Consider the following 13,316-nt stretch of genomic DNA (forward strand, 5'->3'; position numbering starts at 1 on the left):
TCATTTTGTATTTTGGCGTTTTTATATTTTCAGTTCATGGGAGTTGATCTCTTCTCTCTTGAAAGTTTCATCCTAGTCTATTTCCCAATCTTCATAATATTTGTTTTAACTAGTTTCAGACTTTTGAAGCAAATGAATGAACCGACGATCACAGACTAAGTAGAATACGGTTCGAACTAGAGAATCTCGTTGCCCAAAGCAGCGAGATTTTTTTATTTACCGATCAGATGGCGATCATTCTTTCTAAAAATAGAAGTCTATTCTCTACTAAAGTTACTTTCGCACGATACTTCAGCAAGATTTCATACTTTTAGCAAAATTGCAGGTATGAATTCGGTTGCCGACAAACTAAAGTCATTTGAACGCTTATTAACAATCATGGATGAGCTGCGTGCCGGCTGTCCGTGGGATCAAAAACAAACCTTCGAGTCGCTTCGGCATCTTACCATTGAAGAGACTTATGAATTAGGTGATGCCATTCTCAATCGAGATCTTACTGAAATCAAAAAAGAGTTGGGCGATTTACTCTTACACATTGTTTTCTATTCAAAAATAGGAAGTGAAGAGCAGGCCTTTGATATTGCAGATGTGTGCAATGAAATTTGCGACAAGCTCATTCATCGGCATCCACATATCTACGGTGATGTTCAGGTAGCAGACGAGGAAGAGGTCAAACAAAATTGGGAAAAGTTAAAACTGAAAGAAGGGAAAAAATCGGTTTTAGAAGGTGTGCCGCAATCGCTTCCCGCATTGGTAAAGGCATCGCGCATTCAAGATAAAGCAAAAGGTGTCGGTTTTGATTGGGAAAAACCCGAGCAAGTGTGGGAAAAAGTACAAGAAGAGCTTGCCGAATTACAACAAGAAGTACATCGAGGTGATCAGGCGAAAATGGAAGCCGAATTTGGCGACGTTCTTTTTTCGATGATCAACTACGCACGTTTTTTAAACATCAATCCCGAAGATGCGCTCGAACGCACTAACAAAAAATTTATTCATCGTTTTCAACATCTGGAGCGTCGCGCTGCTGAGACAGGAAAGTCGCTTAGCGAAATGACGCTCGCAGAAATGGATGTATATTGGAACGAAGCTAAAAATACGCATTAATGGCAGAACAATTAAAACGCAGTTTAGGATTACTTGATGCAACCAGTATCGTTGCAGGCTCCATGATTGGTAGCGGAATCTTTATCGTTACCTCGGCGATGGCTCGCGATGTGGGTTCGGCGGGATACATCGTTTTACTGTGGGTACTGACCGGATTTTTAACGATGACAGCCGCTTTATCCTACGGAGAACTCGCTGGAATGATGCCAACTGCGGGCGGTCAGTTTGTTTATATTCAGCGCGCATACGGAAAGCTAACGGCTTTTTTATACGGATGGACTGTCTTTACCGTAATCCAAACCGGCGTTATTGCTGCTGTGGCCGTTGCTTTTGCAAAATATACGGCGGTTTTCTTCCCGCAGCTCGACGAAACACTGCTCGACACCGGACTTTTTATCCTTAACGGAAAAACGTTTTTAGCAATGTTCACGATTGTTTTGCTAACCTTCGTAAACAATCGAGGTGTTGAAAACGGAAAGTGGATACAACTCATATTTACTTCTGCCAAATTAGTAGCTTTGTTCGGATTAATTGCTTGCGGCTTGTATTTTGGAACACAAACAGACGTGCTTTCGCAGAATTTTGAAAATATGTGGGAAGCCAAGAAATCGGTTGTCAATCCAGACGGTACTTTGAGCATCACCGATTTAAGTGGTTTTGCGCTTTTAGGCGCTGCTGGTGCAACCATTATTAATTCGCTTTTTTCGAGCGATGCCTGGAACAACGTTACGTTTATAGCCGCTGAAATAAAAGATCCGAAGCGAAACATACCGCGTAGCTTATTTCTTGGAACTACCATCGTTACTGTCATTTATGTTTTGGCGAATGTGGCATATTTGGCACTGCTCCCTTTATCTGGCGTGCCCGACGCGCAAACGGTAACAGGTGCCGGAATTCAGTTTGCTGCCGAAGATCGGGTAGGAGCAGCTGCTGCTAGTGTCGTTCTCGGAAATAGCGGCGTATTTTTAATGGCTGCACTGATTATGATATCGACGTTTGGTTGCAACAGCGGTTTGATTTTAGCCGGCGGACGCTTGTTTTATGCGATGGCAAAAGAACGTCTGTTTTTTAATAAAGCCGCTGAATTAAACGAAAATCAGGTGCCGGCAAAAGCGTTGTGGTTTCAATGTTTGTGGGCTTGTGTATTGTGTTTATCCGGGAAATACGGCGATTTACTCACGTACGCTACTTTTGCTTCGCTGCTTTTTTATATTCTGACTATTGCAGGCATTTTCGTTTTACGACGTAAAGAGCCACACACCGAACGTCCGTACAAAGCGTTTGGATATCCGGTAATTCCTGCGCTTTATATGGCTTGTACGCTGCTGATTTGCATTATTTTGTTGGTTCAAGACACACTTAATACCGGACTTGGGTTACTCATCGTTGCCTTAGGGATTCCCGTTTATTATGTAGCTAAATTGAATAAAGAGTAGGGGAAAAGCTAGTTTCGATGGTTATGGGAAAGAAGTTGGGCCCGATAGTTATCGGGATAGTTCCGATTGCTATCGGAATCGCGACGTTCACCATTTAACGTATCGTTTTTCCCGCCCGAACCCACTTATCATGGGAGCCTTAGCCTGTCGAATGCCGCTTTCAGATCTTTTTTATTTGGGCAGCATTTCCGGCTTTCGGCTGTATCTTTTTATTCCGCGTTGCTCCAAAAAAAGGATGTCGCCTCTATCCGGGCTGCGAAAATCGTTACCGAGAAATTGGTGCTTGGGCGTTTTGCAAGGCGGTGCCATTTTTCAGGCGGTTTGATACGTTCTGTGTTTTCCTCACCAGCCAAACATTCCACAAAATTCTGTGAGATTCGGCGTTTTCTGTGCGATTAAAAGCTGCTGCGTGATCTTGTTGAACTCAGCGTATCGAAGGCTTTTTTAGAAGCTAGTCCCGATGGCTATCGGGATAGACACGAGTTCCGATAGCTATCGGAATAGACTCAGCGACGTTCACCACTTAACGTATCGTTATGCCCAAATGACCCCGCGTATCGTCGCTGCCTGAGCCTATCGAAGGTTAAATCTAAATCTTTAAATCTTTAAATCTTTCAATCTTTCAATCTTTCAATTTCGAAATCTCTAAAAATTACGGTTTTTCCGTAAAATTAATTTCTGGAAATTTCGTACGTGGGAATCGCTCCCCATCCCACCCGCCCCCATCGAGGCGAAGTTTTGAAAAAAAAACGACATACAATTACGGGTTTTCCGCATATTTCTTCTGAAGTTCGAAAACAGCACGTATTTTATTGTTCGACAGGTTAAGATGATTCGTTGATTGGTAACGATCTTCGCGGCCGCGACTGCAATGAAAATACAGCCGTAATCGCGGTACGTGAAGGCGGTTTTGGAGCAGCGACCAGCGGAAGCTGTTACAAAAGCTAGCCTGAACTGCCGCGGTTAGGCTGTATTGCAATGAAAGGCGCGAAATGCCGCCCAAAAAATAAATGAAATGCGGTTTAATGCCTTTTTAAAGCGCTTTTTACAGAGGAAAACACGACTTTACCATTCGGCAATTTGAGTTTTTACTTTGCTTTATTGATTCGAAATTCTTTGTTATTTCAGTAGTACTGATGCGTCTCTACTACTTACTGCTGTTCCATTTGCTTGCGGATCTCGTATAACTTTTGAAGTTTTTTACCGTCGCGCGTTTTAAGCACTTTTGGATCTAAATTTTTGTAAATTGTGTCTAAGTACTTGAACGACATGTCGTAAAGTTCGGTCGTTAAAATAAAGGGAACTACCTCTTTATCACGATGGTTTAAAGAGAAGTTGATTCCCATGAGGTAAATCTTTTTTACAATATCCTTCGAAGCCTTATCGATGCTGTCTAAGCGAAACGTTTTGTTAAATCGTATAGCATTTAAGCGCTGTTGCTGCAGGTCGAGATTAATGCTTCTGTATCTCGACTGAATCTTCTTGTACTCTTCCAACAACTTTTGATTTTCACTTCCTGTAATTTTAGCATCGGCGTAAAACGCTTTTAAATTGGTCTCGATGTTAATCTTACCTTTTTCGGCAAAAAATGGAACTACATCGTCTATTGAGTTAGTGACACCGCGATCGAGATAGAGAAATAACATTTTAGGCGAATCGAGATTAACATCGAATTCAAAGTTGGAATCGCCGTCAACAATAAGTGAATCAATGGTAACTAAGGTGGTATCGGCCTGTTCTTTCAAGTACAGTTTTCCGGTTTTTAAATCTTTAATGGTTCCGGTAACCAGTAAATTTCCGGTTGCTTTCTTGTCGTCTTTACAAGAAACTAGTGCCAACGCCATCAAGGCGCCTATAAAAATGTGTCGCATGCTTGTTAAATTTCGGTTCGCAAAATAACTATTTACGTGTTGATTCACCTACTTTTTCCAAACAAAAAAGCGTCGCTTTTAAGGGCGACGCTTTTAAAATCTTCACGTTAAATTATTTCTTAAGCCATGCTTGTTTAAGACCGTCTTTTGATTTGTCGGTTGCTGCGAATCCGAGTGCTTTTTCTTTTGGAAGAATTATTTTTCCTGTTGCTGTTTTTTCAACACCATCGCGTTTGTATTTGATGGTAATGGAATCGTTATCTTTCCATGTCTGACTCACATTTATCAAATCGTAGATGTTGTCTAGATTATAATTTACATCATTAAACGATAGTAAAATATCATTGCCTTGGATTCCTAAACTGGTAAAAAATGATGAAATTTCAGGCAAAGCTAGAAGGTAAATCTCTTTGGTTTGCGGGTTTACAGATATCATTGGACTTTGTCCTTTTATAAAAGGGTTTCCACTAACTTCGGTATCTTGTGGTGTCACACCAATTTTTGCTAAAATCGCATTGTAGTCGATAGGCGTTGTTCCTTGAACGTGCTTGATTAAAAAGTCTTTTACCTCAGGATAGGTGATTTCGGCAATTTTATCGAACAACTCATTGTCGTTAAATGCTTTCTTGGTTCCGTAAATTTCAGACAACTTTTGCATCATGTCTAAGATGCCGCGTTGTCCGTTGCTTTTTTCACGAATGATGATGTCGATACACATACCAATGAGCGCGCCTTTTTCGTACACATTTACATACTGCGTTTTGTACGGTTCATCTAGCACATTTTTACTCATGACGGTAAACGACATGGAGTCGTCCATCTGTGAAGCATTTTTGATTTTTCCGCTTATTCTTTTGTAGAAGTCTTCTTCAGAAATCAAACCTTGATTAATCTGGAACAAGTTGGCAAAGTACTCGGTAACTCCTTCGTACATCCACAAGTGTTCCGACATTTTTGGGTTTGCGAAATCGAAGTCTTCAATTTCTTTGGAATGAATGGTTAATGGGGTTACGATATGAAAGAATTCATGGGAAACCACATCACGCATCGATTCGTTCATTTGATCTAGTGGAAGTGATTCTGGCATCACCACTGTTGTAGAAGTGGGATGTTCTAAAGCGCCAAATCCTTTTGCGTCATCGGCTTGTAAGTCGGATAAATACAGTAATACTGCGTATTTCTTTGTTGCGTTAAATTTGCCTAAGAATTGTTTCTGTGCGGTCATCATGCGCTTCATTTCTGGCTCGAGCATCTTAGCGCTGAAGTTCCCTTTCGGGGAATACACTGCGATAATGATGTCCATATCACCTACTTTAAAGGTAACGTAATCAGGTTTGCTGTACATGATCGGATTTTCGATCAGTTCGGCGTAGCGAGCGGCAGTGAATAAATCGGTTGTATTCGAAGCATCCGCGTCGGTCATTGATGTGGCACCGTACAAATTTTCTGGATGCGTAACTTTTAATGTGTACGGAACGCTCATTAAGCCATCGACATAGCCAATAAATCCGTGTGTATTTAAAAAAAAGTTAGCACCTTCCAAGATATTGGTTCCTGCTGGCGAGAAAATTTCTTCACCAAATTGTCCGCCTTTTTCTTGATCGAAAGTATCGTTTACGTAATAGGTAATCGATTTTAGGTTCTTTGCATCGCTGATTTTATACGAGTTTTCGTCGATTTTCTCCACTTTAAGCTCGTTGTTCTTTTTGTCGATTGCTTTAAAGTCGAAGACATATTTCCCGTAGTTTGCCGTGGAATATGTTCCAGGAATGGTTTTAGGTAAACGATAAACAATCTCCGAACCGAGTTTACCTTCGAAAGTAACCTGAACGGCCAGCGCATCGTTTTTAACTTCGTTTAAATTAATCGAAGTATTAATTTTTGTGACTCCCGATTTTTGTGCCAGGACAGCATGTTGTCCCATACCACAAACGAGAACAACGGCTAGAAATAGCTTTTTCATGTACGTTCTTGATTTTAGATTTTCAAGTAAGTACATCTTTTGAGCTAATTGTTACACTATTTGTTGCAGAATGTGAATACAGCAGAAATCAATTCCGGCGATATGGCTTTAATTTGGTCGTTGTACGAAGCTACATTTTCTTCTTGCGAATTCACGATTTTTAAAACGTGATTCATTTTTTCGATCAAGACAGGCTTGTCGACTTTAGCGGCAGCAGCCAGTTGGTTTGCGTCGGAAGTTGGAACTTGTAAATCGGCTGTTCCTTGTACGATTAGAATAGGCGCAGTTACTTTCGTGATTTCTGCCGACGGGTTGTACTTAAACCAACTGATGAGGTAGGGTTGTACCGACTCGCGAAAAATGCTCGCCAACATCTGATTTTCAAGCTTAAATGTTTCTCCTTTGTTTAGTTTATCGACGGCTTTTTGAACATCTTCTCGTAAAAACGGAGCCTGTTTTGCGATTTGCTCTACCAGAAGAACGCCCGCTGCTTGAGCCGGACCGGCAAGCGATACGTAGCCACGGAGTTTTGTTAATTTTGGTTCTTGCGCAGTAACCGACATTACCAAGGCACCTTCGCTGTGGCCGAGTAGGTAAATTTTCTTTATCTGTTGCTGTTGTTGAAAATGTAGTGCTACAGCTTTTGCATCGGTAATCATGTCTTCAAAATTCAGAGCTGCTTCGTCGAAATTCGGATTTTTAGCGAGTACGAAGAAACGTTTGTCGTAACTAAAAACGGCAATTCCCTTTTTTGCGAGTTCCTCTGCGAGAAATTTAATGCTGTTGTTTTCTGCGCCGTATTGGTTTCCGAAGCGATCGGTTGGTCCGCTTCCCACCGAAACAATCAGTACGGCATTGTAGTTGGCGTTTGTTGAAAATAACGTTCCGGTGATTAGTTCGTTGATTTTAATTTCAGTTTGGGAAACTGATTGCGCAAGACTTAATGAACTGCACAAGAGCAAGGCAATTTTGAGGAATTTCGACATGATAAAGGAACTTAGCGTTTGCTAATTTTGTTGTTAGAGATGTTTCGTTGGCGCGTGCATTTGAATCGATCGACATCGTCGGTTCGCAGTTTTGCGTGTTTTGTTGCACGGCCTTGAACGCGTTCACGCCACAGTCGGAAGCTCGATGGCTTCATTTCCCGACGCATAATCTCGATGGTTTCTTGTTCTGAAATACCAAATTGAAGTTTAATGGCGTCGAAAGGAGTTCGGTCTTCCCATGCCATTTCAATAATCCGATCTATTTGGATTTCCGATAAATCTTTATAGGTTTTCATGTCCGCAAAGATACAAACTAATCAACGTGAGTGCGACATAAAAATTTTTGTTAGATCGCTGAACCTGATATAACTACATTATTCATGGAAAATTCTCGAGTACTATTTTTTGATGCTAACCGGTTAAATAGCTGCTTTCGTCGTTGTTTTTTTTTTTTGATATCTCGGCTTCCCAAAGAAAACACTCTTAAGAATCAACTATTTAGATGATTTCTGCCTTCGATTTTTCCATCGAACGCGCGTTAATCAAATTTATTTTTGATATAATACTTACCGTCTAACTCGTCGTCAAAATCGTCGTAACGAATAGGTTTTGGCTTTGGTTTTGCCGCTTGGGCTTTCTTTTTCCAAAGTTCAAACTTGTCTGCAGTGAGTTTCGATTTCATAAAATCAATCGTTTCATTTGCCGACCAGCCAAAGTCTTTTTTTATGATTTCCAGCGGATTCTTTTCCTCGAGTGCCAGACTCATAACTTTTTCAATTTGCTCGCGAGTCAAATCGCTGTGTTTACTCTTTTTCATTGCAGAAAACTCAAATCAAAATCAAAATGTTGTCAATAGTATCCCAATATTACTAAAAAATTGATTTTAGTGTATCAGCTCAGTGAAAATTATTTTGGCTGACGCTTTTTTTGGAAGGGAATAATGAGTAAATTACGTAAAGTACTGTGATCGTTTTCGTTAGGATGCGTGTCTAGACCGAAATCAATCTGACTGGGCGCTAAATGCATATAGGTGCCAAATACGTAATCCCAGGTTGAAAAGATGTTTCCGTAATTCGAATCGGTATGTGGCAAATACATGTGGTGGTGTACTTTGTGAAAATCGGGCGTTACAAATAATTTGTTGAGCACGTTTTCAAGCTTCCGCGGAAGCGAAATATTTGCGTGATTAAACTGACTAAAAACCACGGAAAGCGACTGATACAGAAAAACCATCCACATCGGTGTTCCGAGCAGCAACACGCCAAAGACGGTAAATAAAAAACGGATGACACTTTCTCCCGGATGATGCCTGTTGGCGGAAGTAGTGTCCAAATAAACATCGGTGTGGTGAATGATGTGAAAACGCCACAACGGCGCCCATTTGTGCTGTGTGAAATGAGCTAAATACGCTCCGAAAAAGTCGAGTAAAAAAATACCGACAAACGTGTACAACCAAAGGGGCATTTCGGGTAAGACGTGCAGCAAGCCAAGATCGTATTTGTGCGTGAGGTTTGCGGCCTCCAACAACAGAAACGCCAAAACAAAATTTACTAGAATGGTTGTTCCTGTAAAAAAGAAATTAATTACAGCATGCGACCATTTTTTGTAAGCAAAATTCGCTGCGGGCTTTACGTTTTCGATTAGCCAAAAAAGGGCAATTCCGCCAGCTAAAATACCGGCTCTGTGGTACGATTCTATATGTTTAAAGAACTCAACGATAGCTTCCATGAAATTGATACATTTTTTCAAATATACCAATTTTTACAAATCACTTTAGTTCTCTGAAAGTAAGGTTAATTCGTGGGCCAACTTCTTTTGTGGTTTTTGGAATTTGATGTTTCCAAAAGTGTTGCATACTGCCTTTCATCAATAATAAACTGCCGTCTTCCAATTCCAAATTTATTCTTTGATCGCTCAGTGTATTGTGCTTGAGTTGAAACTTCCGACTAGCACCGAAACTCAGCGAAGCAATCACCGGATTTCGCCCTAACGCACTTTCGTTATCAGCATGCCAACCGTTACTGTCGGCTCCGTTGCGGTATAAGTTTAAAAGTACCGTCGAAAATGAGTTTTCCGCACGTTGCTCGACCCGCTCTTTTAAATGCGTAAGCAGCGGTGTCCAACGGTTTGGTTGCATCACGATACCCGAATAGCCGTATGGCTTTCCTTCATTTCCATAAAGCGCCGTTAATCGCGGTTGTTGGTAGATTTTTCCGAAGATTCGAATCGGATCCGATTGCCAAAGGGTTTCGTGCAGTAACTGCTCAAATAACGTAACGCACTCTTCTTGGCCAATAAATCCAGGAATGTAAACCAATTCGCCGTCGGGAATATCGAAGTGTATCGGATCTGGTGCAAATAACATATTTATCGGAACTTCAATACAGATTATTGTTTCTATCGTCTTGTACTATTCAACGCAAAAGCCCGTGCTCTTATATAATTCGTCTTATCCTAGTTTTGCTTTTCGGTTAATTAGTACAACTGCAATCAGAATTAAGACAATTCCCAGCCACTGAAAACCGCTTACGCTTTCGTTCAGTAAAAAGAAAGCCATCAAAACCGAAACAGGCAATTCGAGCGAAGCTACAATACTTCCCAAACCTATTCCTGTGAGCGGAAATCCTTTATTCAATAAAATCGGTGGAATAACTGTGCCGAATAAAGCGAGTATAATTCCCCAAGTGTAAAATATTTCAAAATTAAAGGGCGTAGATTGTGTGGCGAGGGCAAACGGAAAAACCATGCAAGCACCGCCAATGAGCATCCAAAAGCTCCGTTTTTCGGAAGCTGCACCCGTTGCAATACTGTTTGCAGTAAACATGGTAGTAGTGAACGAACAGGCCGCTAGAAATCCGAGTGCGAGTCCGCGCCAATCCGGAATGTCTTGTGCTTCAAAAGCTTTCGTGGCAAGCAAGGTTCCTAATAAAACCACGGCGATAGCCAGTAGTTTAGCAGTGGATGGTTTTTGCTTGCGCAGAATAGCCTCTAAAGCTACGCCAATCCATACCGTTTGCATCAACAAAACAATGGCAATGGAAACCGGAATAAATTTAACCGATAGATAATAAAAAATGCTGGTAAGTCCCGTAGAAGTACCAGCAATGATTAGTGATTTTATTTCTTTGGATGTCGGACTCGGTTTTTGAATTTTCGATTTGCCATTGATCCAAACAAGAAGTGCCGTGAAAAGGATTCCTAATGCGAATTGCGAAGTGGTAACCTCAGCAGTTGTAAAACCTATGCCGCTATCCGATTTATCTGCGTAAGCGAGTTTAACAAAAGTGGCCAGCATGCCGTAAACTGCCGCACCTGCTCCTACAAACAGCACTCCTTTCAATACATTTTTTTGTTCCATGCGAAAAATTAAGTTCGCAAAGGTACTTTTTTCAGCTATTGAAAAACTTAATACGTTCCATTCGCATTCCAAAAGGTACGTTTCCGCTCGGAAAGGTGTACGAAACCGATTTACCAACTTTGAGTTTTACGGCTTGTTCGCCCGGCGTTGCAGCAATAGTGGCGTCGAGTGCGGCTTCCCATTTTTGGTCGATGGTTATTTCAACGGCACCGTAATACAGTTCAGTAATCATATACGCACGTCGTAATCCGGTGCGGTATTTGTCCCAGTTTTTTGCTTTGAGCTGATCGAGAAGTCGGTCGATGATGATGCGATCGCGGTTCGGAATACTTTTGCCAGTGGCTTCCAAAACCGAGAATCGCGCATTTTTAACCATGTCTAACTTCGCATCGAGTTTGGCTAACTGCGGAATCCCCAATTGTAAAGCATCGTCGGTTTCAAGTTCTACACTTTCCTGACTAAAAGCAGCTTCAATACGCGGCAATGTTCGGAAACGCTCCAAGTATTCATCGCATTCGTCTAAACTGATTAAATCCTCAGCTACAAACGCATTGAAGATATAATTGGGCATACCTTTTCGTTCAAACGAGGGTTTATCAAACCAACCGCCGTCCCAAACGCATTTTCCTAGGGTTAAGTCGGCCAATGCTGCCGGAATAAGCTCTACATCGTATTTTCTGTAAAAGTCTCTCGCATTCATAATCGTTCGTATTAGGTTTTAATCTTACGAAGTACGGAAAGTAGCCTCAAAAAAAAATCCCTACTTGTAGGGATTTTTTGCTTCTCGAAGTTATATTTTAATATGACCCCAATTTTCGCCTTTCTTAATTCGGAACAACTGCATTTCGCTGATGTTGAATTGTCTAGCAAGGGCACGCAATTTAATCTTGCGATTTGGGTCGGCTAAGATTTTTTTCAACTTCACTACATTAGCAACAGTTAATTTACGACCGTCGCTTTTAATGTTGTGCTGAATGAGTTTGCGTCTGGCTTCTTGTACATGTGGGCTCTTGTTTCCGTGGTCCAACATTTCTTGGTACGTTGCAAACTTCAAGTTTTCAAGTCGGTCGTTTGCACGCTTGTAATCCAAGTGCAAAACGTAGGTGTGATCTTCGCTAGGTCTTTCCAAGAAAGCTTCAGCTACTAGTTTTCCTACAAAAAATACTTTCGACTTCGGACTAACATCGTCGTTAACTTTCACTGGGAGCACACGATATCCATCGCGCTCACCACCTTTTAAAATTTTACCGTCTGTCATCTCTCTGGAAAAACTTAAAATTCTTCCAAAATTTGAGACAGCATAACGAACTCGTGTCTTGTGACCTAGGAAAATCTCCCTAAATTCTTCTCCAGATAATCTTCTGTATCTCATAAGGTTCTTTTTTTGTTTGGTTATTCTTAATTAGTTAGAGGGTTTAACTTTGAAAAAAAAATTGAATAATTGTTAATATTTAAATCATTAATAAATAAACACACGAATACTCAAAAATAAATTCAAAACAAAGTTACGATTCCAAATGTTAAAAACAACATGTATTTCATCGAAAAAAGGTTTTTCCGTAAAGAAAACTAATTTTTTTTTGTAAGAAAGCGTTTTTGCTGACTCGAGCCCCAAAATAAATTTTGTTTAACGATGTAAAAATGAGTAAATTACTCCGTTAAATGAAGATATTTATGCAAAATTTCACATTCTCGGCAAGCCAACTACGGCAACTTTTGGAGCTAAACAGCTTTCCTTATTCTAGAACCGAAAAGCTTATTTTTGGATTGAGAGGCTGCCTCGCAACAGCAGCTAATCCCGCTAGTTTTAAGACGGAACACAAAATCCAAACCACCGAAGTCAATTACGAAAATCCGCGTTGCCTAATTGGTATTTTTAATCCGCTTACCGAAAAAATGGCTCTCTATCCGGGCAGTACCGTTCCGCACTTAAAATACATGAAAAAGCAACAGGCAGGAACAGGGCGCGCCAATGCTATGCAATCCGGATTTTACGCGTATTACGAAAAAGGTTTTCACAATCCAAGCATCAATGGCGCACATCAAGCCCTGCGTTTAGCTACTAATATTGTGTTGCGACGAACTACGAACGATCTTGTTTTCACCAACGACGATGCTATTGAAATCGGTAACCCAAACGATAACATTCACGCAGCCTACGGCGAAAGTCTTACCGGAGCGTACAGCAGCGCAGGTTGCCAAGTCATCTTGGGGCTTCCGAATTCAAAAGGTCGGAATTTTGCACCCAACACCAGCTACTGGAAACTCTTTCACGATGCCGTTTACAAAGATTCCCCAGCACAAAATCGTTTCTGTTACGCCTTGTTTCGCGGTGCCGACGCCCAGTTTATCTCCCAAAATCCCGAGGCAATACAAATTCGTTTGCGTTTCGGTTCTAAAGGTCCGCATGTGATTCAACTCCAAAAACGATTGCAAGAACTCGGATTGTTTCAAACCAATATCGACGGCGATTTCGGAAGAAACACCTTGCTCGCCGTTCTCGCGTTCCAAAAACAGCACTTTCCTGCAAAAGATATCGATGGAGTAGTGGGAAAACAAACAGCTCTAAAACTAAATTTGAATTTGCCCACGCTGTAG

The 13,316-nt window shown here is 41.1% G+C and carries 13 protein-coding genes; 3 read left to right on the forward strand and 10 right to left on the reverse strand.

The window, feature by feature from the left end; genetic code table 11:
- The first annotated feature begins 327 nt into the window (after positions 1 to 327).
- On the forward strand, positions 328 to 1,104 hold the full coding sequence (gene mazG / locus ACOVQQ_RS02665) for a nucleoside triphosphate pyrophosphohydrolase (protein ID WP_421816819.1): 777 nt from the start codon (positions 328 to 330) through the stop codon (positions 1,102 to 1,104).
- Entirely contained in the window at positions 1,104 to 2,540 is a 1,437-nt protein-coding gene (locus ACOVQQ_RS02670) for an APC family permease (RefSeq protein WP_421816820.1), read from the forward strand. Before mazG ends, ACOVQQ_RS02670 begins: the two co-directional genes overlap by 1 nt.
- A gap of 1,151 nt (positions 2,541 to 3,691) precedes the next feature.
- Here the strand turns inward: ACOVQQ_RS02670 and ACOVQQ_RS02675 are convergent.
- From ACOVQQ_RS02675 to ACOVQQ_RS02720, 10 genes are all read right to left on the reverse strand, one after another.
- Positions 3,692 to 4,411, reverse strand: coding sequence for a DUF4369 domain-containing protein (locus ACOVQQ_RS02675; RefSeq protein WP_421816821.1), 720 nt, complete (start codon positions 4,409 to 4,411; stop codon positions 3,692 to 3,694).
- 112 nt (positions 4,412 to 4,523) lie between these two features.
- Positions 4,524 to 6,374, reverse strand: coding sequence for a peptidase M61 (locus tag ACOVQQ_RS02680; protein ID WP_421816822.1), 1,851 nt, complete (start codon positions 6,372 to 6,374; stop codon positions 4,524 to 4,526).
- A gap of 56 nt (positions 6,375 to 6,430) precedes the next feature.
- The gene (locus ACOVQQ_RS02685; RefSeq protein WP_421816823.1) at positions 6,431 to 7,360 is read right to left on the reverse strand and encodes an alpha/beta hydrolase; all 930 of its coding nucleotides are present in this window, start codon (positions 7,358 to 7,360) and stop codon (positions 6,431 to 6,433) included.
- Positions 7,361 to 7,371: 11 nt separating this feature from the next.
- Positions 7,372 to 7,656, reverse strand: coding sequence for a TIGR03643 family protein (locus ACOVQQ_RS02690; protein ID WP_094485810.1), 285 nt, complete (start codon positions 7,654 to 7,656; stop codon positions 7,372 to 7,374).
- A gap of 242 nt (positions 7,657 to 7,898) precedes the next feature.
- Positions 7,899 to 8,177: a DUF2805 domain-containing protein gene (locus ACOVQQ_RS02695; RefSeq protein WP_094485811.1), complete on the reverse strand. Its 279-nt coding sequence runs from the start codon at positions 8,175 to 8,177 to the stop codon at positions 7,899 to 7,901.
- Between the two features lie 89 nt (positions 8,178 to 8,266).
- A complete protein-coding gene (locus tag ACOVQQ_RS02700) occupies positions 8,267 to 9,088 on the reverse strand; it encodes a sterol desaturase family protein (RefSeq protein ID WP_421816824.1) in 822 nt (273 codons plus the stop codon).
- A 40-nt stretch (positions 9,089 to 9,128) separates the two neighbouring features.
- Positions 9,129 to 9,725: an alpha-ketoglutarate-dependent dioxygenase AlkB family protein gene (locus tag ACOVQQ_RS02705; RefSeq protein ID WP_421816825.1), complete on the reverse strand. Its 597-nt coding sequence runs from the start codon at positions 9,723 to 9,725 to the stop codon at positions 9,129 to 9,131.
- Between the two features lie 84 nt (positions 9,726 to 9,809).
- Complete coding sequence (locus ACOVQQ_RS02710; RefSeq protein WP_421816826.1) at positions 9,810 to 10,718, reverse strand: DMT family transporter; 909 nt, start codon at positions 10,716 to 10,718, stop codon at positions 9,810 to 9,812.
- A gap of 31 nt (positions 10,719 to 10,749) precedes the next feature.
- On the reverse strand, positions 10,750 to 11,418 hold the full coding sequence (locus tag ACOVQQ_RS02715; RefSeq protein ID WP_421816827.1) for a hypothetical protein: 669 nt from the start codon (positions 11,416 to 11,418) through the stop codon (positions 10,750 to 10,752).
- A gap of 90 nt (positions 11,419 to 11,508) precedes the next feature.
- A complete protein-coding gene (locus ACOVQQ_RS02720) occupies positions 11,509 to 12,090 on the reverse strand; it encodes a helix-turn-helix domain-containing protein (protein ID WP_094485816.1) in 582 nt (193 codons plus the stop codon).
- A gap of 290 nt (positions 12,091 to 12,380) precedes the next feature.
- Here ACOVQQ_RS02720 and ACOVQQ_RS02725 point away from each other — a divergent pair, with 290 nt between their 5' ends.
- Positions 12,381 to 13,316 (forward strand): peptidoglycan-binding domain-containing protein, encoded by a 936-nt coding sequence (locus tag ACOVQQ_RS02725; RefSeq protein ID WP_421816828.1) that lies wholly within the window; start codon positions 12,381 to 12,383, stop codon positions 13,314 to 13,316.

This window comes from Flavobacterium sp. (genome assembly GCF_049240005.1).
Taxonomy (GTDB): Bacteria; Bacteroidota; Bacteroidia; order Flavobacteriales; family Flavobacteriaceae; genus Flavobacterium.